Below are 24158 nucleotides of genomic sequence, written 5' to 3' on the forward strand. Positions count from 1 at the left end.
TTAGTTTAGTGAATGTGTTCAATCTCGAACTCGTTTAAGAAAGGAGCTTATAATGAAAACGTTATATACCACTATGCTAGCAACTTTAGTCTTCAGTACTGCAGCAATGGCTTCTACTTCAACAGGAATTAAACTTGACGTGATTTCTCATGTTAGTGATCAAGCGGTAGTTAAGGTGACACAGGATGGTCAACCGTTAGCAAACTACCCAGTAGAAATTAAAGGTTTAGGCGAACAAAATCGCATGACAGATGAAAATGGTCAATTAGTCGTAAGTAATGCGGCGGGTTCTGGTTCTAAGTATATTTTGACGGTAGAAGATGCTCAAGGCCAACAAGTTTCAGAACAAGTGTTTTTGAAAAATAAAAGACAGTAATGATACTGAGAGTCAAGATACTAGTAATAAAAATGCCGCTATATAGCGGCATTTTTATTTTAAAGATGGAGTTAAGCGGTTTGTTGCTTTAACTCAGGTTCCGCAGTTTGCTCTTGTGTGTTAGGTTCAATTGGGTCACATTTGTCAACAAACCAACCCATGTATGAGGTTACAATGGTGACGATGATACATACAAAACTTAACCACATAAAAGGGGCATAAGACAAGGTTGCTACGCCTAGAATACTTGCCATATAAATCCCATTGTCACTCCATGGCACCATACCAGAAGTTAATGTGCCACCAAACTCGGCATTACGCGATAAATTCTTACGCTTATAACCTAGGCGGTCGTAATTTTTGGCGCATATTTTGGGTGTCAGAATTAATGATACATACATCGCTGAACCAAAAACATTGCCCATAAAAGCGGTGGCTATTGTACTAGAAGCAAGTGAACCGGCGCTTTTTACACGGTTCTCAAACAACTTGGCGATGGTTTCGAGTAGTCCTACTTTATCAAGTAAACCACCAAAACCCAGTCCAAAGACGATAACGGCAACCGAGCCTAACATGGAAGACATGCCACCACGGTTAAGAATTGAGTCAATAAACCCAACACCAGAATCAATATTGTACGGAGCCCAAGCGGTATTAAACGCTTGCAAGAAGTCGATATCTTGAACCATCACAGCCCACACTACACCCAATAAAGAGCCAAAGCTGATCACTGGGAAAGAAGGCATTCTCATGGCTAGCAAACCTAATACAATGATAACTGGTATAAAGGAAAGCGGGGTGATATTGAATTGCACTTCCATTGAATCAATAACGCCTTGTACCTGTGACATATCCACTTGACCAGCGTAGTGAAGCCCGAAAGCGGTAAACATGATTCCGGTAATGATGTAGCTAATCAGAGCAATGGGTAACATCCCTTTGATGTGTTCCATGACTTCAACATTCGACATAGAAGAGGCAAGAATCACAGAATCCGAAAGAGGTGACATTTTATCGCCAAAATAACAGCCAGACAGTACAGCGCCAGCAGTCACAGGGGCAGGAACACCTAATCCATGTCCAATTCCCATCATGGCAATACCTGCGGTGCCTGCTGCTCCCCAAGAGGTTCCGGTTGCTAGAGCCGTGAGAGAGCAAATAATCATGGTTGCAAGTAAGAAAATAGAAGGATGAATGGCTTTAAGACCATAATAAATGATGGTTGGAACTATGCCGCCAGAAATCCATGTTCCGACCAATGCGCCAACAGCAAGCAATATTAAAACCGCGCCTAAACCGTTTGAAATACCGTTGAGAGCCGCTTTTTCTAAGTCTTTATATTGATGACCTAAGTAGATACCAAGCCCAATAATGATGAACCAACCAATGTACAACGCGAGTTGTATGGGTAAATCGAGTTCTGCTGTAAAAGAAAATGCCAGCAGCAAGAACAAGCCTAAAGAAATAATGACTTGCATCAAGCTGGGTAGTTTTGGTTTATTGTGCTTCATTTGAGCCTCATATTAGTTTTTTGGGCTAAGGATCTAGTGTCCTTGTTCGTAACCGACACGCACTTTACCTTATGAACAGTCATATATCGAAAGCTTATGTCCATATTGTGATTATCATCTTTAATTAATGAGGTTTTCGATATTTTATGTTGATAATTTGTGTTGCCTTTGGGGTAAGTTTGTTTAGTGATACGATTTTTTGTGAGAGGCATGGGCTGAATGACGATTTTGAGCCGAGTTTTCATCTGGTGGGTGGTGTGGTCGCTAGCCTCTAGTTCATATTCAGTGCTAAAGTAAATATAGTTTTTTATTCTGGTAAGATTAAATATGGCAGGTTTAAGTTTATTAACATTGTTAGATGATATCGCTTCCGTTTTAGATGATGTTGCCTTGATGTCTAAAGTGGCAGCAAAAAAAACGGCAGGTGTCTTAGGGGATGATTTAGCCTTAAATGCCCAACAGGTCACAGGTATCCGTGCTGAGCGTGAAATCCCAGTTGTTTGGTCAGTGGCTAAAGGCTCATTTCGAAATAAATTGATACTGGTGCCTGCCGCTTTACTGGTGAGTGCTTTCGCGCCTTGGTTGATCATGCCTGTTTTATTAGTGGGGGGATTATATTTATGTTACGAAGGTGCTGAAAAAGTACTCGAAAAATATTTACCGCATCATAATCAGGAAAAAAATGAATCTACCCATGATTCTGAAATCCTCGAAGGCATGCCGGAAGATTTAATAGCCTTTGAGAAAAAGAAAGTGAAAGGCGCAATACGAACCGACTTTATTCTTTCTCTCGAAATTATAGTGATAACGTTAGGTATTGTTCAGGGGCATCCGCAGTTAACACAAATTGTGGTGGTGAGTTTGATTGCCTTTATTATGACTTGTGGGGTTTACGGTTTGGTGGCAGGGATCGTGAAACTGGATGATCTAGGGTTTTACTTTCAACGAAAAAGTGAAGGTAAAGGTGCGCTTAACTTTTTAGGCAATAGCTTAGTTTCAACTGCGCCAAAGTTAATGAAATTGCTAACCGTTGTCGGAACGGTGGCGATGTTTTTAGTCGGCGGCGGTATTATTGAACATAGTATTCCTGCTGTGCATCATTTTACGGAGGCATTATTTTCACCTCTTTCGGCTCAACCTATATTAGGAAGTGTTTTTCCTTATTTGTTAACTGGTGTGCTTGGTCTATTGGCTGGAGCAATATTAGTCGGCATTTTTACTCTCTTTGGCTTAGTCAAACAGAGGGTTTTTCGTCGTTAATGCTTTAAATGTCAGGTTCTATCTTGTCATTGGTATGGATGATGAGGCAACAAAGTAAGGCATTATTATGAGTGTAAACGGAAAATATCAAAATGGAGGGCTATGCTTAGCATGTTGCTCTTCATTTGGATAGGAGGCCGTCATGAAACAGACTTCCTTGTTTGTCGACATGAAAAGCTTATTAATATTGTGGTTAGTTTGGCTATTGCCTCTTTTCGGATGTAGTCAAACGACGTTACCGCTTTCTTCACCATCAAAGTACGACTCGCCAACGGAAATACGTACTTCTAATCAGTTAAATTCTCAGTCTGTTGAGTTACAGACAACATCTTCGTTTCAAAAAGGCCTTGTTCCTCGTACGCCAGAGATTGCTACAATAGAGTCAGTTGATCGTCACTGTCAGATGATTAATGACGAAATAACCTTGCCGGTTAACTGCCATTTTAGTCATCAAGGTAAGCATTCTGAGCTTGTCTTGTATTTTGGTCACTTTGATAATTCTCATTACTATATGGCGGTGTTGTCACCGAATTTGATTGCGCCATATTGTTACATCGTGAATAGATACCAGCAAAAGGGTTCGGTGATCGCTGTACTTTATGATACGCAAATTCAACGCCATTATTCTTGCCGTGATAAACAATGGGGAAGGTGGGAGAGTCTGAAAGAGGAACAATTGTCTCCTTTCGTTCAATTTACTTTAGCGTGCACGAACAATGAAACGGCGCCGTTTAAAGTATTCACATGTGCAATGGATTGGTTTCAAGACATCCCAGTTCTTGTGCTCAGTTTTACGAGTATGAATGATGTTGATCAAAGGCCCGATACGCCTATGAATAAAACCATTAAGCGCTTTTGCCATGTCGGATTAAAACACTATGGAGAAGCGCTGTATTTAATGGAAGTTCCCAGTTTTAATTTAGCGAAGGTGACGCATTGTAATGGTCAAAGTTCATCGGAATGGTTTCCAATTGACGATGAAAAAGAAGCGGAAGCAGACCGTGAGAAAAGAGTGATTTAGACCAAACGACTCCAACATAAAATAGTGTCACATAAAGAATGTAAGGCACAGATATTTAAGAAAAAGTCATTTGGTTTATGGGGGAGGACTGGTGTTATTACGCGTTGATGATATCTTGCTCTAAATATTGAATAATGTCGTTAGACTCATACATCCACGTTACCTCACCTTGGTTTTCAATGCGTAAGCAAGGGACTTTTACTGCGCCGCCACCTTCTAATAATTGTTGGCGATTGGCTGGATTATTTTTGGCATCTTTTAATTGGATATTAAGGCTATTTCGTTTGATTGAACGACGAACTTTGACACAAAAAGGGCAGGCTTCAAATTGATATAACGCCAAATTTTGAGTTTTTTCGTCAAGTTTTTGTTGCTCTTCCGCAGAGCGTTTGGTACCTGATGGTGAAAAAATAAAGTTTAAAAGTAAGATAATGCGTCCTAAGACCCAGCGAATGATAGCCATGGTAATCCTTGTATTAATTGACAGAATCTCAGTGAGTAAAAAAGCGTTATTAAATGATACCTTTTGGTGAGACTTGAGTATAAGATGAATGATAAAGCAATGTTTACAGTAGGTGTAGTGCTTAAAATGAAGAATGTTATAGGAGTTGTGATTTAGACAGAAATTTGAAAATAAAAAGGCTGAACAATTCAGCCTTTGAAAGGATTCAAGCTAGAAATTACAACGCTTTCAAATAATCGATGATGGCATCCGATTCATACATCCAAGTCACCTCACCTTGTTTTTCAATACGTAAACAAGGTACTTGGCCTTTACCACCGCCGGCAAGTTGTTCCTCACGAAATTCTGGGTTTTGGCGTGTTTCTCGTAGTTCAATATCCAGACTCAGTTCTGCCATAGCACGACGTACTTTTTGGCAGTATGGGCAAGTTTCGAAATGATAAAGCGCTAATCCTTGGGTTTTAGCATCGGCCATGTGGCTCTCCTTTGAGTAAGATGAATACTAACGATTTAAATTTTAATGTTACTTAAACCGAGCAGATCAATATAAGCACTGTTACATTTATATTTTTCAGAAAGTTGATCTTCGGATTTGAACTTTGAAATATTTTGGTCACGTGCAATTTCAGATAATTTGTCATTCACCAATACTTTGAACTTATCACTGTAGGTATACCACTGCATTTCATAATTTTTAGTTAAATAGGAACCAATTTTATAACTATCTTCTTTATGCAAGTAACTGCATACAAAATATCGAGTGACATCAGGATCTGATAAGGTTTTGGGTGCAGCACTTGCTGACATTGCAAATAAGAGCGTTGAAAAAAGTGTGATAAAGCGAAGCATCCGTCTTCCTTACATTCAGGGTGAATTTGAATAATGTTTGTCATCATAACAAACAATGGTGGATATACCATATTTGTCAGTCACCATTTAGAATTGACCAATACAATTCACATAGAATCTCTTTAGTAGGGAGTTATTCTTGTAATGTTTCCCAGCTTATTTCACATTGGCTGTTATCGGCGCTGATGTATGCGCTATTTCCGGACAGCATAACTCCAATATCGAGCGTTCGAGCGATCATCTTGCTGAAATCTTGAATTCCGACATTATCAAAGCGTACGACTTCTGCTTTCAGTTGGGAAAATTTAGTCTGATTTTGTTTCCACCAAACATCGGATTTTGTGTTAAAGCTGTAAACCTTGACTTGTTTTGCGAGTCGAGTCGCTTTTTTGATACGCTCAGGATCCGGTTCACCGGCTTCAATCCAAACTTGAATCTGATCATCGAGAGATTTTAACCAAATGTCCGGTTCTTCAATGCTTGAAAGCCCCTTAGTAAATTGCAAACCAGGCTGTGCATTCAAGCAAAAAGCAAGGACACGAGCCATCATGCGATCTTCACTTTCAGAAGGATGTTGGGCGATAGTAAGATTTAATGAATCGTAATAATCTTGATTCATATCGGTTAGCGCGATACGAAATTTATAAATGGTTGGTTTTAAAGCCATGAGAATTCTATTGTGATGGAAAGTGTTGCCATTGTACGTGATTCTTTTATATGCAGGGATGTTTTTATTGGCGTTAGGGTATTTGTTATTTCGTAATTTGTACTTTACATGGTTTTTAATGACGGCTTGTATTATTTCATGGTTTATATTTTTGTCCATAGCCTTACTTTTGAGAGCGGCTGCACAATGATATGCAACCGTTTGCTTTTTCCGTACAATACTGAGGATTTTTTATCTTTAAGTAAGGTTTTTTATGAAATGGTATAAAGTGATATTTGTCTCGGTATTTGCTTTGGCTTTTAGTGTGGTTACTCAAGCATCTGCAATGAAGAGTGTTACGGTTAATAGTCATCAGGTACCTTTACAGCCGATTATTATTCAAGGGCCAATGCCAATTGAAGCGCAACACTTTGCGGCACTTTTAAAAGACGTTTCAATTGAAAAAACTGGCTCATTTGTTTTTTATAAAGGCACCTTAAATGGCTACCCAGTGATTGTAAGCCAAACCGGTAAAGGCTTAGAGAACACAGCAGCGGCGACCGCGATTGCGATTGAGCGCTATAAGCCGTTGGCGATTATCAACCAAGGTACTTCTGGCGGACACGATCCAAAATTAGCCGTCGGCGATATTGTGCTAGGTAAGCGTGTGGTAAATATCGGCAACCTAAAAACACCAAGTAAAAAAGCCACTGAAGGCTCGAATTCGCTAACATGGATCCCAATGGATATCATGGCCTCTTCAGGTAGTGCGGGTTCAGACGATGCTAACAAAATCCGTTACTATGAAGGTAGCCCTGAACTACTCGCCATTGCTAAACAAGTCAAATACCAGAACGGTAAAGTGGTAGAAGGCACGGTTGGTTCTGCGAACTTCTGGAATAGCGAACTTGACCGTATTACATGGTTCCATGAAAACTTCGGCACTAGTGTAGAAGAGATGGAAGGCGCATCAGTGGCACAAATTGCCGAGGCTTATAAAGTACCATTCTTATCGATTCGCATTTTGTCGAACAACATCACCAATGGTGGTCATTACGATCCGAATACCGCAACAGAATGCCAAGCGTTTGTAAAAGATGTCATGGTGAAATACATCGAGACACTGCAAAAATAGAAGACAAACACTTAACCTCCGAAGAGGTTATATACCCAAGTAACTTAAAGGTGCGAGTTTCAGCAAGAATAAAACAAGCTTTAGGCAAGGCAAATTGAATATGAGCATAGTTATTCTATCTCTGTTCAATTTAACGCAGCATAAAGCTTGTTTTAACTTGCCCTTCGGGAGCTTCATTCAAACCTTTATGCCGCGTCAGATTGGTTTGAAAGGTGCCCACATTCCTTCGCCAATCCTCCTTGCCTAAAGGCTTGGATGATAGCTCTGAATTCTGCACCTTGAAGTCACTTGGGTATACAGTTAAAAGCCTTGAGATTATTGTGTCTCAAGGCTTTTTCATTTTTGTTGGAACGAGTATTAACTAGCGATGATCAGTAAGTTGATCCAAAGGACGAGTACACACAAAAACGAGCCCCAAAAAGCTAAGGCGCGGTGTCTCACGTTGTTAGAACCGAGATGAATATAGCTGTGCAAGTAACGGAATAGTACAAATAACCAAGCCACCACTAAGCCAAAGATGCTGTCGATATGTAGGCTGACGTATAAGGTACACACCACATAAAACAGTACTGGGATCTCAAAAAGATTAGCCAAGTGACGATTGGTTTTGACGACCATGTCAGGTAGGTTATCACCCTGCATCAGTTGAAAATACTTCAGACTAATTTGTTTGCTTTTGACACTATTAATACGAACTTTAAGCGTGACACAGCCAACAATAAAAATCAGCAACACCATTGCCGCCATTGGATAAAGCATAAATATTTCCTTGTGAGTTTTTATCTATCTTCAGGTTAGGATAAAAGAGTTTAGAACAACTTAATCAGTACGTAGTGTATGGAGTTTTGGTTCACTTATTGGAAATAAATATATTTATTTATCCCTTCTCTATCACTGAACCAAAAATGGTAGAGAAGGAAAATGTTATTACATTAAGTAGTTGGTGATAGCACGATACATCGGCAACAACACTGGGTCAGATTTGCTATTGGCCGCGACAGGTTGAGAGGCAAAACGAACAATAACGGTTTCTGCTTTTGGATCGATATAGATGGTTTGGCCATGTACGCCTCGCGCTGCAAAGACGCCGTGATCATCATGAGAAACCCACCAAAGATCTCGATAACTCCAACCGGGTAAGGTTTGGTAGCCAGCCTTGGCAAATAAGGCTTTATCACCACCTTGTTTGATATCATCAATGGCGGCTTTAGGAATAATAGTTTGTCCATTATATTGACCATCTAAACGGATCATTTCTCCAAAACGAGCCATATCGCGAGTGGTGAGATTCAAACCGCCGCCAGCAAATTCATTGCCTTCTGAATCAAGAGAAATATAAGCATCTCGCTCAACGCCAAGCTTTTGCCAAACACGCTCAGATAGCACTTTACTTACCGACTGATTCGTCACACGTCGAATGAGCCAACCAGCGACATCAGCATTGACGGTTTGATAGTTAAAAACATTGCCAGGCTTTTGTGCGCTAGTAACGGTTTTGGCGTAATTGTAAAAACCTTGTGGTCCTTGGTAATTTTGGGGTTGTGGGAATAAGCCACCCGCTTGAACATAATCCCAGATTTCTGCTTTAGGATCGGCGTAGTTTTCTGAAAATTTGACCCCAGTTTGCATATCCAATACTTGTTGAACCGTGGCATCTGCAAACCCTGAGCCTTTAAGTTCTGGTATATATTGAGTCACCTTGGCATTAGGGGCGAGCTTTCCTTCTTGAATTAATGTTGCCGCTAAAAGACCGAATACTGATTTGGTGACCGACCAAGCAATATGGCGAGTTTGAGGCGTCATCACACCATAATATTGCTCAAATACCACATTGCCTTTGTGCATCACTAATATGGAATCGGTATAAGTATTAACTAAGGCTTTCTCGACGGTTAGGGAGGATTGTCCATCCATTGTTTTGAATGAGAGTTGCTTAATTTGAGGATCAACTTTAACTGTCAACTTAGAAGGTGCAGAGTTTCCTTGCCAAATTACGCTAGTCGGTTGAAGCTCACTCCAGTGTGCAAAAGACCAACGTAATTGAGGGAAGTGGTAAAAGCTCCCATCTTGTTTACGGATAATTTTATCGGCTGGTGGCGGTTGACCTTGCATCCAGCCTTGTAACGCAGGATCACTTTTTACCGGATCGAGTTTATCTGAATCTGCTGCAAAAGAAGGTATTGAAAGACTCATCAATACGGTAAAAAGTAAGCTTCTCTTCATGTTAGTTCCTGTTAATTTAGATTAAAGTAACCAATTAGGCACCAATACCGTTATCATTTGGTGAGTATAAAATTCGCGCAATATTAATTGATAAGATTAACAATTAAAGTTTGGTGACTCACAAATCAGAGAATACGGCATGAATTTATTTATTCTGTCGGGCCGATACATTGATGGGTAATTATAATTGAAACTTAGGACTGAAATATGAATATGAAAGCGTTTTCTGGCTTAGTAGGCTTGTCTTCTCATACTCTTCGATATTATGAAAAAATCGGTTTGCTTAAGAATATTCATCGAAATAGTAGTGGTCATCGTGAATATACCAATAAAGATTTAATCTGGATTGGCTTTGTGAAGCGATTAAAAGATACCGCGATGCCTTTAGATGAAATCTTACAGTATGCAAAGTTAAGAGAGCTGGGGGCGGGGTCGCTATTGGAACGACAACACTTATTGGAACAGCATCAACAAAACTTAAAAAAACATATTGATGAACAACAAAAACACATGGCGGCTTTAGAAGAAAAAATTGACCTATATAAAAATGGAAAAGTGAGTTGACTTAGAGTGAACTCTAACTTGTATGGTGTGCTTCTTCTTAACTAAATAGGTACATAAACCATGCAAAAATCACGCTTTGAAATTGGGTTACAACTCCTGTCTGAAATAGATGGCGATGCAGGACATAACGTTATCGAAAGCTTGCAAGATATTTGCCCAGATCTTGCTAAGTACACCATTGAATATCCTTTTGGTGACATTTATGCACGCCCAGGTCTTGATTTAAAATCCCGAGAAATTGCTACTGTTGCGGCTCTCACTGCTTTGGGAAATTGCGCCCCTCAACTCAAAGTTCACCTACATGCAGCATTGAATGTTGGATGCAGTGAAGATGAAATAAAAGAAGTAATCATTCAAATGTCTGGTTATGCAGGGTTCCCAGCGGCACTGAATGGCATGTTTGCATTTAAAGAAGTGTTAGCCACCAGAAACAAACAAAACCCACAGACCTAAATCTGTCTCTTGTTACCCCTATCTCTTAGAATCTTATCGCTTGGTATTTGAAAGCTTAATCAAAGCCAAGCGTAAGAAATTAAGGTAGATAATCGTCATTACGTAGTAAAAACCATTACATTATTTATTTAATTGTACGGCGGTGTTTCGGAATGACCATACTTTGTGACCTTTTTGCATTGCCCTACCCATTAAGACAATAATGATAGCCCCAAGTAAAACGGGCGTGACCAAAAATCCCCAACTTTGTCCTGATAACATGATAAGCAATGGATTAGCACCTGCTGGTGGGTGTGTTGTTTTAGTGATTAGCATAGCGCTGACGCCAAGCCCTGTTGCAATCGCTAGAGTAATTGGTGTCACACCAATCAGTTGTACAAATGCTACTCCTATTATGGCCGTAACTAAGTGACCTAATATTACATTTTTAGGTTGTGCTAATGGGCTATCAGGTAAACCGAATACTAGAACAGCGGTCGCTCCGAAGGGAGCCATTAGCATGATGGTTTCTTTTAAGGTGGAATCAAGAAGTGAAAGAATACCAATTGCCACAGTAGCTCCAAATCCTGCAAATATAGCGGTCATTATTCTATTCATAAAGTTCTCCAAGTTAGATTTTCAAGGTAGACCAATCTGTCTACCTATTGCCAATGTAGACAACTTGGTCTACTCTTGTCAAGTCAAATGAATTAGGAAAATTTATGAACGAAAAACGTCAATTACTTATTGAGACAGCACTGGCTCTTTTTTATCAAAATGGCATTAATTCGGTGGGGATAAATGAAGTGCTAAAAGTATCCGGAGTGGCGAAGAAAACGTTATATAGCCACTTTGATAGCAAAGAAGCTTTGATTCTAGCTGCGCTTGAGCATCGACATGAAATTTTCACCGCTTGGCTTGCAAGCAAGCTTGATGGAATAAGTAATAATCACGATTTGGTTGAAAAGCTATTTCATGCACTCAATTCTTGGTTTATAGGTTCAGAACCTACTTTAGGCTCTTTTAGAGGTTGTTTTTTTATTAATAGTTCTGCTGAATTCAGTGATCAAAATAGTGATATTTCGCTTTATTGCCATAAGCATAAGCAAGAGGTAAAAAACCTTATTGGACAGAAAATGAATAAGGAGGACTCTCTATTTCTTGATGCGCTCTGTATTATGAAAGAAGGTGCAATCACCACCGCATATATGAGTGGTGATTATGATGTTACCGATCAATGCATCAAGATATTAAATGCAAAAATGGTTGAGTGAATCAAAAAGGATGAACAAACAAAACCCACAGACCTAAATCTGTGGGTTTTATGTATTCAGCTTTTAAGTAACTCTAAGCCTAGAGTAGTGGCAAGTTTAGATCAGCTGCATTGTGGTAATGCAGGTTCTTGTTTTATCGGCAGTGCTTAGTACTTCGGTACTGGTTTTACCGTTATAAGTAAAGGTCACTTCTAGGTTCTTGCGATCTTTTGGCATCCATAAATCAATGAAGCCGTCTTTTTGTGTGGTGACTTGGCCGTATTTCAACACCTTTTTATTATCCAAATCGACCACTTTAACCATCATGGTTTTTTCGACCATTTCACCTTGGCAGCCCGTTGGTACGTGGTAGCCGCATGGGTGGGTTTGGTTTTCATAAGGGGCAATAGACAATAGATGCTGATCTTTAGTTGGGATCTGAATTTGGCTGTTGTCATCAAATTTCGCCACGATCACATCCGGCATGACTTGGATCGATGCAGTGCCTTTACCGTGATAGTCGTGCGCTTTTTCTAACGCTTGTGGCGCGGTTAATCCTTCAAATTTATCAGCTTCATTGGCTAACGTTGAAAAAGATAAAGCCGCGGCGAATGCGCCAGTGAGTAGTGTTGTTATCGTTAAACGTAGATTCATTGTATTCTCCTAACACTTCCAATATTGGTCGTGTATATATTCAAAAGTTAAGTTTTTTAATCGTATTGATGTATTGAATTAAAACCAAACAGATTGAATGGGAGGACGTGACAAATTAGGTAGCGTTAAAGAGGGGATAGATTCGGTATGATCATTGTATTCTGACTCTGCCGATGGATTACTTTCCATATCCAACGCCGTAGGTAAAGTGGCATAAATTGGCGCGCAAGAGGCGCAGTGATCATCGCTATGTTTGGCAAAATCTGAACATGGGAAATCAGCGACTAGGCCAGTTTTAGATAAGCTGGCACAAGGTGACGCATGGTGCTGAGAATCTGGTTCAACCGCTGTGTCGTGTGTCATGCTTTGATCGGTTGCTTGAGGCATAGTCATTTGAATAGCAGAAATTGGCGTGGCAACACTCACACTTGAAAGCACAATGGCGATCAAAGTCATCAACAATATAACCGAATGTTGAAGTTTAGAGTGAAGCCGAGCTAAACAAAACCTAGTGAAAAACATCGTGAACAGGCGACTCGCTACAGTTTCAATGAGTAAGTGGCGAGTATAAAGCTTCCCACTAGGGGAAGGTCAATACCCTTTGTATTTGAAATTACAGCTATTCATCCGCCCCAATTATTTAGACGGACTAAACATGGAAAGGCTAGATCTGAAACTTACTTTTATCGCCAATATCATAGTGAAACGGCTGTCTAAGTTTGGCAATGCCAATGGTAAATAGCAACACAGCAGATAGGCCAGCAGCGAGATAAAAAACCGGCAACCAAATTGGCAGAGCAAAGCAAACCCAAAACAGAATTAATATCAGTGGCGTAATTCGAATCAATCTAATGCGGAAGCAGTAGTACTCTTTGATAGAAAGGCCGCACCACACGGCTAGGCTTGCTCCAACCGCAATCGGAGTAAACAAATTCGCAATTAATAAACAAACTGCAAATAAGGCGCTACTTTGGATAAACCAGCGGATGGTTTTGTCATAAAGATGCACACAAGCACTGGCAATTAATGCACTAACAATTAGTAGTGGTACGCCATATTGTTCAAGCCCGAATCCTAACAAAGCAATCGCAATGGCTGACAATAAAAAGCACGAGCGATACACCGCCACGGTAGCGTAGTCGATGCGGTCGAGTTTTTCTTCAAAATGAATGTCAGCCATAGCCGGTTTCCTATTAAATATTACTTAGTTAATTATAGGCTTTGAATGTCGATCAGCGCACCAGTATGTAGTCTAAAGCGCCGGTAATCGCCGCTACTTGAGCGCGGTTACATTCATCATCAGTGACTTTCGGGCTGTCTGGATACACTTCTGTGGTCGTGCAATATTGGCAGTCAGTGAAACCGGCGCATAACCCTAAAGTGACAAGCGGGTAGTTAATCACGCCATCTTGAGTAACATCTGAACCGATGATCTGATTGTTCTCATCTGCCGGCGCAATGTGCGTCACTTTACGTACTGAATCAATGATGGCTTTTTGTAATTCATCATCTTGCTTTTCAGTATCACCTACCGTGTAGAAACCATCTGGAATTGAGCCTTTTACGTATTCAATACCATCACGCGCCGCCAGTGCAGGGCGGAATTCTAATTCATCGGTATCGGTAGTTTCATGTAGATCAATATGCGCCAAAATTGATACGCCAAGATCGGCGACTATTTTCATAACCGCAGCAGATTCTTGCGCCGGGCTATTGGCCACAAAGTTACGGTTTGGATCAAGCGCATCTGGGTTCCAGCGGTTAATCGTTTCATAACCCCAAGGGCTGACACATGGCGCAATCACAATGTTGAATTTATCTTGATAACGCGCCGCTTCGGTTTGAGCAAACAACAACGCGCCATGTACACCACTGGTTTCATAACCGTGTACACCACCGGTAATTAAAATCGTTGGTTTGGCATCATTCCAAGTTTTCGATTTCAAAACAAAAAGAGGATAGCGAGATTCACCGACTGGGTTATTGTCGTATTGCAATTGACCGTATTGAGCCACTTCAAAATCACTACTTAGAGCCTGTATCTTGGGCACGACTTCTTCTGAATAAGAACGCTTGATCGTGGTTTGTTCAAGCCATTGACGTTTTTCTACGTCGTCCCACGGTTGGCCAGGAGTGCCAATTGGAAATGCATTGGTCGCGTTCATGATATGTCCTTTGGTTAAATTTGCTTTAAATATCTAGGTAAAACTGCATCTTACTGAATTGAGGGTATACACTAATCAAGTGACCTTCATTGTTTATAGGCAAAATATGTTTAAGCGTTTGATTATTGTAGTGACTTTTCTTGTGCTAACAGGCTGCTCAACTCAGTTTTTTTACAATCGATTAGATTGGCTAGTTACCCAGTATGTCGATCGCTACTTACCGCTTAATGATGCGCAAGAAAGCATGTTAAAGCAATCAGTGATTGACGTTCGCCAGTGGCATCGAGAGCAAGAACTGCCTAAATACATCGAACATATTGATAGACTGCTCACTTTGCAGCCAAAAGAAATCGGCCCACAGCAAGTTGAGGCGGAGTTCTTTCGTTTAAAAGACTTTTCCGCGGATGTCGCCCAAAAAGTAGTGCCGGAGATGTATGAGCTATTTATGACGCTCGATCAAGAGCAGGCCGATGAATTGTTTGCCTCGTTAGATGAAAAGTATCGTGATGAATTTTCCGACTATAAAGACCTATCAGAATCTGAAATGCGTGAAAAATCAGCCGAGCGAATGACCGAAGCCTTAGAGACTTGGCTGGGGGATTTATCGGAACAGCAAAAGCAATGGGTACTTCAGTGGAGCCTCGAACGTCCGAATATGGCGAAAGACTGGTTTTGGCAACAACAAACCAATAAATCCGAATTACAGGTTTTATTCTTGCAACGTAATCCTTCCCCTGAATTTAAGCAAAAGTTCTTGAATACGATGCTTAACCCAGAGCAACTCTATAGTGCAGAATTTACCGAAAAAGTGCAGCGTAACAGACAAGTTACCTTCCAAATGGTTAGCCAAGTCATTCAAGCGATGTCCGAGAAGCAACTTGAACACTATCATGAAAAATTACGTGATTGGCGTGAAACGTTTAGTGATTTGGTTTCAGACAACTAGTCGTAAGGTATAAATCAAGTAAGAGCTAAATTGCAGGTATAAACTTGTTTTCTGTCACATATTTTTAATTGAAGTGATCATATTATTGCGCCTGATTGATAAGTCGCTCAACACTTTTAACTAACAACTCTTATTATTAAAAAATTCACACCGGAGTGTTTCATGAATTTTGTTCGTCACCCTATTTCGCTTTCTGTTCTGGTCGGGATGATCAGCATAGCTAACCCTGCCTTTGCCGATACCATCAAACTTCGCGTCGTCGAAACCACCGATATTCACGCCAATATCATGGACTACGACTACTATAAAGATAAGCCATCCAACCAAATTGGTTTAGTGCGCGCCGCCACTGTGGTTAAGCAAGCGCGTGGGGAAGTAACCAATAGCGTATTGATCGATAACGGTGACTTAATCCAAGGTAGTCCAATGGGCGATTATGTCGCGGCCAAAGGGTTAGAATCCGGTGATGTCCATCCTGCTTATAAAGCGATGAATCTACTTAATTATGATGTGGCTAACTTCGGTAACCATGAATTTAACTACGGTTTAGACTTTCTTGCCGAAGCGACTAATGACGCAAAATTCCCTTATGTGAATGCCAATATTGTCGATGACAAATCCGGTAAAAATTATTTCAATCCTTACGTGATTAAGGACTACAAATTTAAAGATACTGATGGCCAATCGCATGATATCAAAGTCGGTTACATTGGTTTTGTACCACCACAAATCATGGTGTGGGATAAGAAAAACCTAACCGGTAAAGTTCAAGTTAACGATATTAAGCAAACTGCCGAAGCCTTTATTCCTAAGATGAGAGCCGAAGGCGCAGACGTAATTGTCGCGATCCCACACTCAGGAATTTCGACCGAGAAATATCAGCAAGGGGCGGAAAATTCCGTTTATTACTTAACAAAAGTAGCGGGTATTGATGCGATTACCTTTGGCCATGCTCACGCCGTTTTCCCAAGTAAAGAATTTGCTAATGTGGATGGTGCGGATATCAAGAAAGGGACTATCAATGGTATTCCATCTGTGATGCCAGGCCGTTGGGGTAGTCATGTTGGTGTGATTGATTTAGAGCTAGAACAAAAAGACGGTAAATGGGCGGTTGCCGATGGAACCGCTGTCGCACGTCCAATTTATGATGCCAATAAGCAAAAATCGTTGGCAGCAGAAGACCCTGAAGTGAAGCATGCGATAGACCAAGATCACCAAGCGACGCGCAAGTTTGTCAATCAGCCTATCGGTAAAGCAAATGACGTGATGTATAGCTTCTTGTCATTAGTGCAAGACGATCCTACCGTTCAAATCGTGAACCTCGCGCAGAAAGATTACGTCGAACGCTTTATTCAAGGTGACCCAAATTTAGATGGCTTGCCAGTACTTGCCGCAGCAGCACCATTTAAAGCGGGCGGTCGTAAAAACGATCCTTCAAACTTTACCGAAGTGGAATCTGGCCAATTAACTTTCCGTAATGCGGCCGATTTATACCTCTACCCAAATACACTAGTGGCGATGAAAGTATCGGGTGAAGAAGTGCAAGAATGGTTGGAATGCTCAGCAGGCCAGTTTAATCAAATTGATCCAAATAGCGATAAGGTTCAATCTCTGATCAACTGGGATGAATTCCGCACTTATAACTTTGATGTGATCGATGGCGTGAACTACCAAATCGACATCACCAAACCCGCTCGATATGATGCCAATTGTAAGCTTATCAATAAAGATTCGCACCGCATTGTGGGGTTAACCTACCAAGGTGAACCAATTAAGCCGAAGCAAATCTTTATTGTGGCAACCAATAACTACCGCGCTTACAGCGGCACGTTCGCCGGTACCGGTGCAGACCACGTAGCTTTTGATTCACCAGATGAAAACCGCACTATCTTGGCAGACTACATTTCTCGCATCAGTAAAGAGAAAGGTGAAGTCACGCCAAGCGCGGATAACAACTGGTCGTTTGCACCGATTAAAACGGATGCGGATCTGAAAGTGCAGTTTGAAACCTCACCAAGCGATCTCGCGGCGAAATTCATTAAAGATAAAGCGCGATATCCAATGAAAAAAGTCGGCAAAGATGATGTTGGTTTTGCGGTGTATCAGATTGATTTGAAGAAATAGTCATCATACCTAAACCCTAGATATACAAACTATCAAGCCCGCATGTGAAGTGTCGGGCTTTTTTATGCTCTCAATTATGAGTTTTCGTTCTTTGTGTAAACGTTTTCATTTTTTGTGTTGGATCACAGAATTAAAGCTCCTGCACCTGCTAGTATAACCTTATTAAAAATAGTCTAGCGTTGCTGTAATCGTTTTCCTGTTTAAGAGATATTTGTTTACGCAGCAATCATGGAGGCATAAATGAAAGTATTAGTGACAGGTGGTTTGGGCTATATCGGCAGCCATACTTGTGTTCAGTTAATCGAAAATGGCCACACACCAGTGGTGATGGATAACTTATCCAATAGTAAAGCACTGGTTCTGAATCGCATTGAAGCCTTAACCGGGCAGCGTCCGAGCTTTCATTTAGGCGATGTGCGTGATGAAGCATTTCTTGATTCTATTTTTGCTCAGCATCAAATCGATGCCGTGATCCACTTTGCGGGCTTAAAAGCGGTCGGGGAGTCAGTTTCCAAGCCATTGGAATATTACGATAACAACGTCAACGGCTCTTTAGTGTTGGCGCGTAGTATGCGCAAAGCGGGCGTGAAGAACATCATTTTTAGCTCATCTGCTACCGTGTATGGCGATCCACAACAAGTACCCATTACCGAAGACTCTCCAACCGGAGCTACCACAAACCCTTACGGCCGCAGCAAATATATTGTTGAACAATGCTTGAGTGATTTGTTTACCGCAGAAGACGATTGGAGCATTACGCTACTGCGTTACTTCAACCCTGTTGGTGCGCATCCTTCTGGCACTCTGGGTGAAGATCCACAAGGTATTCCGAATAACCTAATGCCATTTATCGCACAAGTTGCAGTCGGTCGTCGTGACAAACTGGCGGTGTTTGGTGATGACTACCCAACACCAGACGGCACCGGCGTTCGTGACTATATTCATGTGATGGACTTAGCCGATGGCCACCTTGCGGCGCTTAATGCCTTAACTAATAAATCAGGCTTACATATTTACAACCTAGGCACTGGCAAAGGTAGTAGCGTACTCGATATGGTTAACGCATTTTCGGCAGCATGTGGGCATCCGGTGGCTTATGAAATTCATCCGCGTCGAGCTGGAGATATTGCTGAATGCTGGGCAAGCACCGCTAAAGCAGAACAAGATTTAGGTTGGAAAGCGACCCGTGATATCGCCCAAATGAGCGCCGATACATGGCATTGGCAATCTAACAACCCGCAAGGTTATGACGAATTAGAGAAATAGGAAAGAAGATGTCCAAGGTAGAATTTAACCCCGTTGATCATCCGCACCGCCGTTACAACCCACTGACAGGGCAGTGGATTTTAGTCTCGCCACACCGCGCCAAACGCCCGTGGAGTGGTCAGGATGAAAAGCCTGTTATCGATAGTATTAAGCCTTACGATGAGGGCTGCTTTTTATGCCCAACTAACACGCGTATATCCGGTGATGTGAACCCTGATTATCAAGGCACTTATGTCTTTCAAAATGACTTTGCCGCGTTAATGCCTGATTCACCGGATGCGCCACAATCGGCTAATCCGCTATTTAAAACTCAAGGCGTGCGCGGTTTAAGTCGAGTGATTTGCTTCTCGCCTGATCACAGCAAAACGTTGCCCGAGTTACCACTCAATCAAATTCGCAATGTGATTGATACCTGGAATGAGCAAATTGAAGAGCTCGGTAAAGAGTACCTGTGGATACAAGCGTTTGAAAATAAAGGCGAGGCGATGGGGTGCTCTCAGCCGCACCCCCACGGGCAAATCTGGGCCAATAGTTTCTTACCCAATGAGATCGAACGTAAAGACAAACATCTACGCGATTACTATCAACAATACGGCTCGAATTTACTGGTCGATTACGTGCAGTCAGAATTAAAAGATGGCGCGCGTACCGTCGTCGAAACCGAGCACTGGATTGCCGTCGTGCCGTATTGGGCGGCGTGGCCATTTGAAACCATGTTACTGCCGAAAACCCACATTCGCCGCATGAGTGAATTAACCGATGCACAGCGTGATGATTTAGCGCTAGCGATTAAAAAACTCACCAGCCGTTACGATAATTTATTCCAATGCTCATTTCCGTATTCAATGGGCTGGCATTACGCGCCTTTTTTTGAGAATGAGAAGATTGAACATGACTGCGAACAAACCGACACAAGTACTGAACATTGGCAACTTCATGCCTTGTTTTATCCGCCGTTATTGCGCTCCGCCACAGTGAGAAAATTCATGGTCGGGTATGAAATGCTAGCCGAAAGCCAACGCGATCTAACCGCCGAGCAAGCCGCCGAACGCCTACGAGCCTTGAGCGATAAGCATTATAAAGAATAACGAATTTAGGATGCTCGGCTCTCGTTACTCGAGGTTTGAGCGCAATATTTAAAGGCTGGATCCGAGTTACGAGATTCCGAGCCACGAGAAACGATTTAGGGCTTTATTATGACCGAAAGAACCACTCAACTTATCCAAGCGGTATCTAATGCGTTTGAAACCGTACTAGGCTACGCCACCAAACACATCATCCAAGCGCCGGGGCGTGTAAACCTCATTGGTGAACATACCGACTACAACGATGGCTTTGTACTACCTTGCGCGATTGACTACCAAACCGTTGTTGCAGCCGCTAAACGTGACGACAATATCGTGCGGATAATTGCGGTTGATTATGACAATGAAGTGAATGAATTCGATATTTCACAACCGCTTGAGTTTGATAAAGACGTCATGTGGGTTAACTACATTCGTGGCGTGATTGATTGCCTACAAAAACGTGGCTATCAGTTTAAAGGTGCCGATATTGCAGTCAGCGGCAACGTGCCCCAAGGGGCCGGGCTGAGCTCATCTGCCGCGCTAGAAGTGGTGATCGGACAAACATTCAAAGTGCTTTATGGCCTAGAGATTTCTCAACAAGAAATTGCACTCAACGGCCAGCAAGCAGAAAACCAATTTGTCGGGTGTAATTGCGGCATTATGGATCAGCTCATTTCCGCCGAAGGGCAGCGTAACCATTCACTATTAATTGATTGCCGCTCATTGGAAACTCAAGCAGTTTCAATGCCAGAAGATATGGCGATTGTGATCATCAACTCGAATAAAAAACGTGGCTTGGTGGATAGCGAATACAACACGCGTCGTCAGCAATGTGAAGCCGCCGCCGAGTTCTTTGGCGTGAAAGCACTACGCGATGTGACGATTGAACAGTTTATCGAGCGCCAAGCCGATCTTGATCCAGTCGTCGCCAAACGTGCTCGTCATATCATCACGGAAAATGATCGTACGGTAGAAGCGGCAACAGCCCTCAAAAATCACGACATGGCACGCCTTGCAGTATTAATGGAGCAATCTCATATTTCAATGCGTGATGATTTTGAAATCACCTGTTCAGAAGTCGATACCATTGTCGATATTGTAAAAGAAGTGATCGGTACTCAAGGCGGCGTACGCATGACCGGCGGAGGCTTCGGTGGCTGCGTAGTCTCACTGGTTCCACCGTCATTGGTTGATGCAGTGAAGCAAGCCGTAGAAGCGCAATACCAAGAAAAAACAGGTTTAAAAGAAACCATTTATGTGTGCAAAGCGATGGATGGTGCGGGGGAGGTTATATAAAATTTCTCGTGACTCGTGACTCGTGACTCGTGACTCGTGACTCGTGACTCGTTATTAATCTCCTTGCATCCTGTCATCCCGGAAACGAGGAACGTATATGGACTCCTCTTGTATAACAAGTAAATTTTGCTGTTAGTGTAAATTACAAGTGCACGTATATTCGGTTTTTTATAATAGGGAGCTACCCTTAACCTGTATGGCTTAATTCACATTACAACAGTTCTTAACGAGTAAAAGGTATTTTATACCGTCGTTCCTCTCAGAGTTTCTGTTGTGTGCTTTGTTACACTTCATCTTGTCTACTTGTTGTACTCGACAGTCACCAATTGCTACTTATACAGCCTTATCAACGCTTAATTAGCGAATTGTGGTTGATAGGGTTGGCTTGTTTTCAGCATGGCGCAAGCCATTCTGACTATTTTATTTGCGACAGCAATTGTGGCTTTATTTGGATGGTTTCGCTTTAAAAGCTCACGAATCCAACAACTTAAAGGATCCTGCTTTTCTTTTATGTTAGAAACTACGGCTCTTGCTCCATGGACAACTAATGACCTTAGTGTCCTATCTCCTGATTTAGATATACCTATATTTACATTTTTCCCACCAGTTCCATTATGAGCGGGTACTAGCCCTAAACTAGCGCTAGCATCTCGACCGAATCGAAACATAGATGCATCACCAAATCGAGAATATAACCCACTAGCTACAATCCAACCAACTCCAGGTAATGTAATGAGTAATTGGCAGGAAGGAATTTGCTTTGCAAATTCAATTAATTGAGTGGTCACTTTTGCAATATTTTCGTCTATTTTAATAAGCTGCTCATATAAATCACTTAAAACAAAGCGGGCAATATGAATGAGATCATTATTCATATCTGATAAGTGAACAGGAAGATTTTTTCGCAGCTGATTCAGGCCTTGTGGCATTTTGACAGCGTACTCCATTGCTACACCGCGAATTCTATTTGATAGTTGAGTTCTGCGTTTTACGTAACTCTCTCGTAGTTTTAATAACGCTGCTAAATCTTGTTGCTCAATGGTTTTTACTGCGACAAATTTCACTTTAGGGCGGTTAGCTGCCTCGTAAATAGCGAGAACATCATTCGCATCATTCTTGTTACCCAGTCGGTATTTAGCAACCACCTGAGCAGGAATAAGCAGAACTTTATGTCCTTGGTTTTGAAAGTAACGACCAAGATAATTTGAGGTGGCACATGCCTCCATACAAATAATAGCTTCGGGATGCATAGCAACAAATTTCAATAGTGCAGATTCAGAATATTGCTTATTTGATTTAAGTATATTGTGCTTATTGGATAAGCCTGCTTGGAATTTAGATTTAGCAAGATCAATGCAAATGATGCTAGTATTTTTCATGGTATGGGCTCCTTTTTTGTTTGGTTACATTCACTTTAGCTCACATTGTGAGTGGAAGTGAGGAGTCCATACCATTGAGTTATCCGGGATCTCCTACCGCAATTGACTTCTCAACACGTGGCAGGAGATCCCGTATCTTCTTCGCCTAGACTCATGTACGGGATGACGGGGCTTTGTGATTAGCGCGCACTAGTAGAATCTGCCCTTACTACCCTACCAACGAAACAGCCCCCTCCCTTTACCAATGAAGAATACTTGGCATCAAGATTTACAGCCAAGGGAGGGCGGGGGAGGGTTGATGTGAGTAACTTATTTATGCCCCAAAGCCATTTAGACAGCAATTTTACAAACATGTCCGTTGCTCATTCTTTCCATATATTTTCTAATGTGAAAGGTTGCCACTTATGTATCATTTGAAGCAGTAAATTATCTATATATTGATCACATAACCAGACAAAGAATCGTAATGAGTTTGATTTCGCTTTAAGCGAGGGTTACTCAAACTTATCTAAGCAACGGTACTACACATGGGTTTTGAAATATTAATATCACCAAAAATATTAACAATTATAACGACATATAAATGCACTGCTGCCTGTGTGGAATGTTGTTTTGAATGTACCTAAAAACTTACCAGCGCATTAAGTTTCGATGAGATTAAAAAAGCGATTCTCGATGCGAAACAACTGTTTCCTGAACTAGAACTATTGATGCACTAACAGAAGAATCACTCAACTATTAATCTGGACTAAAAATATGACCTATGAACTACAGATAAACATGAGTACGTACATACTCGGCTTTTTAGTAATCTTTGTTATGCCAATAGTAATCACGGTAGGAGCTGAATATGGAATAAACAAAGCTATAACGATAAAAGTGATAATCTTTTCGCTTATCGTCTCTACGGCATCGTTCATAGCAATGTTGATGCAATTTTCTTCCTCCAAAGTAATCCTAAATCCAATCAACCTTGAAATTAATAGTTTATTATATAGCGAAGTGGTTGATTTTAAGGATATTGAGACCATTGTTTATGTAGAAGATTTACTCCCACCAGAGCAAAATCTCGCGATCAGGAAAAATGGTATTGGCTTGTTTGGTTACAAGGCCGGTACTTACGCTTTAAAAGATAAAAGCAGAGCATTCGTTCAAATGACAACTGCACCATACATTTTTATCACGCTAAAAGATGAACAAAAAAGTTACATCATTACCTCAAATAAAGAAGTTTACTTGGAAATCTTGGATTTAACGAAACTGTCTGAAAAGCTATAACAAAACCCTTGTCAGACTTAAGATAGAAGTGTTGTGGTCAATTAAATTTGGCCACAGTTTTAGACCTTTATTTTAGGTACTATCAATACATTTTTTATCCAAATTTCACAATTTCGGATTTAATCGCTAGCCCATTCCTGTCCAGCGCTAACCTAGCGGAAAATCACTTTCCCCCAAACTAGTTAGATCAAATAGTCTTGATTACTCGACCAATTTTAGTTTTTCTTACTGGAAGTTATCCTAAAGAGTA

26 protein-coding genes are annotated in these 24158 nt (G+C 41.3%); 13 read left to right on the forward strand and 13 right to left on the reverse strand.

Going from position 1 to position 24158, the window contains the following annotated elements:
* Positions 1–52: 52 nt before the first annotated feature.
* Positions 53–376 carry a hypothetical protein gene (locus VCASEI_RS13985; RefSeq protein WP_086963000.1) on the forward strand — a complete coding sequence of 108 codons (324 nt, stop codon included), beginning with the start codon at positions 53–55 and terminating at the stop codon, positions 374–376.
* A 71-nt stretch (positions 377–447) separates the two neighbouring features.
* Here VCASEI_RS13985 and nhaC read toward each other — a convergent pair whose 3' ends face one another.
* The gene (nhaC, locus tag VCASEI_RS13990) at positions 448–1887 is read right to left on the reverse strand and encodes a Na+/H+ antiporter NhaC (RefSeq protein ID WP_086962998.1); all 1440 of its coding nucleotides are present in this window, start codon (positions 1885–1887) and stop codon (positions 448–450) included.
* Between the two features lie 327 nt (positions 1888–2214).
* Here nhaC and VCASEI_RS14000 point away from each other — a divergent pair, with 327 nt between their 5' ends.
* A complete protein-coding gene (locus tag VCASEI_RS14000) occupies positions 2215–3147 on the forward strand; it encodes a DUF808 domain-containing protein (RefSeq protein WP_086962994.1) in 933 nt (310 codons plus the stop codon).
* Positions 3148–3289: 142 nt separating this feature from the next.
* Positions 3290–4168: a hypothetical protein gene (locus tag VCASEI_RS14005; protein ID WP_086962992.1), complete on the forward strand. Its 879-nt coding sequence runs from the start codon at positions 3290–3292 to the stop codon at positions 4166–4168.
* Positions 4169–4265: 97 nt separating this feature from the next.
* On the opposite strand, the gene VCASEI_RS14010 is transcribed toward VCASEI_RS14005, so the two are convergent.
* The 4 genes from VCASEI_RS14010 to VCASEI_RS14025 all read right to left on the reverse strand — a co-directional run bounded on the left by VCASEI_RS14010 (position 4266) and on the right by VCASEI_RS14025 (position 6147).
* A complete protein-coding gene (locus VCASEI_RS14010) occupies positions 4266–4631 on the reverse strand; it encodes a glutathione S-transferase N-terminal domain-containing protein (RefSeq protein WP_086962990.1) in 366 nt (121 codons plus the stop codon).
* Between the two features lie 217 nt (positions 4632–4848).
* A complete protein-coding gene (locus tag VCASEI_RS14015; RefSeq protein WP_086962988.1) occupies positions 4849–5106 on the reverse strand; it encodes a glutathione S-transferase N-terminal domain-containing protein in 258 nt (85 codons plus the stop codon).
* Between the two features lie 35 nt (positions 5107–5141).
* Positions 5142–5480 (reverse strand): hypothetical protein, encoded by a 339-nt coding sequence (locus tag VCASEI_RS14020; protein WP_086962986.1) that lies wholly within the window; start codon positions 5478–5480, stop codon positions 5142–5144.
* A gap of 133 nt (positions 5481–5613) precedes the next feature.
* Entirely contained in the window at positions 5614–6147 is a 534-nt protein-coding gene (locus VCASEI_RS14025) for a YaeQ family protein (RefSeq protein WP_086962984.1), read from the reverse strand.
* Between the two features lie 253 nt (positions 6148–6400).
* On the opposite strand from VCASEI_RS14025, the gene VCASEI_RS14030 reads away from it, so the two are divergent.
* Positions 6401–7261 (forward strand): 5'-methylthioadenosine/S-adenosylhomocysteine nucleosidase, encoded by an 861-nt coding sequence (locus tag VCASEI_RS14030; protein WP_089110464.1) that lies wholly within the window; start codon positions 6401–6403, stop codon positions 7259–7261.
* A 357-nt stretch (positions 7262–7618) separates the two neighbouring features.
* Here the strand turns inward: VCASEI_RS14030 and VCASEI_RS14035 are convergent, their stop codons facing one another.
* Together VCASEI_RS14035 and VCASEI_RS14040 are read right to left on the reverse strand one after the other, a co-directional pair.
* Entirely contained in the window at positions 7619–8020 is a 402-nt protein-coding gene (locus VCASEI_RS14035) for an MAPEG family protein (RefSeq protein ID WP_086962978.1), read from the reverse strand.
* A gap of 168 nt (positions 8021–8188) precedes the next feature.
* Complete coding sequence (locus tag VCASEI_RS14040; RefSeq protein WP_089110463.1) at positions 8189–9484, reverse strand: serine hydrolase domain-containing protein; 1296 nt, start codon at positions 9482–9484, stop codon at positions 8189–8191.
* 207 nt (positions 9485–9691) lie between these two features.
* Here VCASEI_RS14040 and VCASEI_RS14045 point away from each other — a divergent pair, with 207 nt between their 5' ends.
* Together VCASEI_RS14045 and VCASEI_RS14050 are read left to right on the forward strand one after the other, a co-directional pair.
* The gene (locus VCASEI_RS14045) at positions 9692–10048 is read left to right on the forward strand and encodes a MerR family transcriptional regulator (RefSeq protein ID WP_086962973.1); all 357 of its coding nucleotides are present in this window, start codon (positions 9692–9694) and stop codon (positions 10046–10048) included.
* Between the two features lie 60 nt (positions 10049–10108).
* Entirely contained in the window at positions 10109–10501 is a 393-nt protein-coding gene (locus VCASEI_RS14050; protein ID WP_089110462.1) for a carboxymuconolactone decarboxylase family protein, read from the forward strand.
* A gap of 120 nt (positions 10502–10621) precedes the next feature.
* Here VCASEI_RS14050 and VCASEI_RS14055 read toward each other — a convergent pair whose 3' ends face one another.
* Complete coding sequence (locus VCASEI_RS14055) at positions 10622–11098, reverse strand: HPP family protein (RefSeq protein WP_089110461.1); 477 nt, start codon at positions 11096–11098, stop codon at positions 10622–10624.
* A gap of 104 nt (positions 11099–11202) precedes the next feature.
* On the opposite strand from VCASEI_RS14055, the gene VCASEI_RS14060 reads away from it, so the two are divergent.
* The gene (locus VCASEI_RS14060) at positions 11203–11754 is read left to right on the forward strand and encodes a TetR/AcrR family transcriptional regulator (RefSeq protein WP_089110460.1); all 552 of its coding nucleotides are present in this window, start codon (positions 11203–11205) and stop codon (positions 11752–11754) included.
* A gap of 96 nt (positions 11755–11850) precedes the next feature.
* Here the strand turns inward: VCASEI_RS14060 and VCASEI_RS14065 are convergent, their stop codons facing one another.
* The 4 genes from VCASEI_RS14065 to VCASEI_RS14080 form a co-directional block, all read right to left on the reverse strand.
* Complete coding sequence (locus tag VCASEI_RS14065; RefSeq protein ID WP_089110459.1) at positions 11851–12387, reverse strand: CueP family metal-binding protein; 537 nt, start codon at positions 12385–12387, stop codon at positions 11851–11853.
* Positions 12388–12465: 78 nt separating this feature from the next.
* A complete protein-coding gene (locus VCASEI_RS14070; RefSeq protein ID WP_086962966.1) occupies positions 12466–12843 on the reverse strand; it encodes a hypothetical protein in 378 nt (125 codons plus the stop codon).
* A gap of 208 nt (positions 12844–13051) precedes the next feature.
* Entirely contained in the window at positions 13052–13567 is a 516-nt protein-coding gene (locus tag VCASEI_RS14075) for a DUF2301 domain-containing membrane protein (RefSeq protein ID WP_089110458.1), read from the reverse strand.
* A 52-nt stretch (positions 13568–13619) separates the two neighbouring features.
* Entirely contained in the window at positions 13620–14552 is a 933-nt protein-coding gene (locus tag VCASEI_RS14080; protein WP_089110457.1) for a M14 family metallopeptidase, read from the reverse strand.
* Positions 14553–14658: 106 nt separating this feature from the next.
* Here VCASEI_RS14080 and VCASEI_RS14085 point away from each other — a divergent pair, with 106 nt between their 5' ends.
* From VCASEI_RS14085 to galK, 5 genes are all read left to right on the forward strand, one after another.
* Positions 14659–15498 carry a DUF6279 family lipoprotein gene (locus VCASEI_RS14085; protein WP_089110456.1) on the forward strand — a complete coding sequence of 280 codons (840 nt, stop codon included), beginning with the start codon at positions 14659–14661 and terminating at the stop codon, positions 15496–15498.
* Between the two features lie 162 nt (positions 15499–15660).
* Positions 15661–17622 carry a 2',3'-cyclic-nucleotide 2'-phosphodiesterase gene (cpdB, locus tag VCASEI_RS14090; protein ID WP_089110455.1) on the forward strand — a complete coding sequence of 654 codons (1962 nt, stop codon included), beginning with the start codon at positions 15661–15663 and terminating at the stop codon, positions 17620–17622.
* A gap of 240 nt (positions 17623–17862) precedes the next feature.
* On the forward strand, positions 17863–18888 hold the full coding sequence (gene galE / locus VCASEI_RS14095; protein ID WP_086962958.1) for a UDP-glucose 4-epimerase GalE: 1026 nt from the start codon (positions 17863–17865) through the stop codon (positions 18886–18888).
* A gap of 8 nt (positions 18889–18896) precedes the next feature.
* Positions 18897–19976: a UDP-glucose--hexose-1-phosphate uridylyltransferase gene (locus VCASEI_RS14100; protein WP_086962957.1), complete on the forward strand. Its 1080-nt coding sequence runs from the start codon at positions 18897–18899 to the stop codon at positions 19974–19976.
* A gap of 108 nt (positions 19977–20084) precedes the next feature.
* The gene (gene galK / locus VCASEI_RS14105) at positions 20085–21251 is read left to right on the forward strand and encodes a galactokinase (protein WP_089110454.1); all 1167 of its coding nucleotides are present in this window, start codon (positions 20085–20087) and stop codon (positions 21249–21251) included.
* Positions 21252–21604: 353 nt separating this feature from the next.
* Here the strand turns inward: galK and VCASEI_RS14110 are convergent, their stop codons facing one another.
* Positions 21605–22630 carry an IS110 family RNA-guided transposase gene (locus VCASEI_RS14110; RefSeq protein WP_110957809.1) on the reverse strand — a complete coding sequence of 342 codons (1026 nt, stop codon included), beginning with the start codon at positions 22628–22630 and terminating at the stop codon, positions 21605–21607.
* 756 nt (positions 22631–23386) lie between these two features.
* Between VCASEI_RS14110 and VCASEI_RS14115 the strand changes: the two genes are divergently transcribed.
* Positions 23387–23908, forward strand: a complete 522-nt coding sequence (locus VCASEI_RS14115) for a PH domain-containing protein (protein WP_086960284.1) — start codon at positions 23387–23389, stop codon at positions 23906–23908.
* The last annotated feature ends 250 nt before the right edge of the window (positions 23909–24158 follow it).

It is taken from the genome of Vibrio casei, from assembly GCF_002218025.2.
GTDB lineage: Bacteria > Pseudomonadota > Gammaproteobacteria > Enterobacterales > Vibrionaceae > Vibrio > Vibrio casei.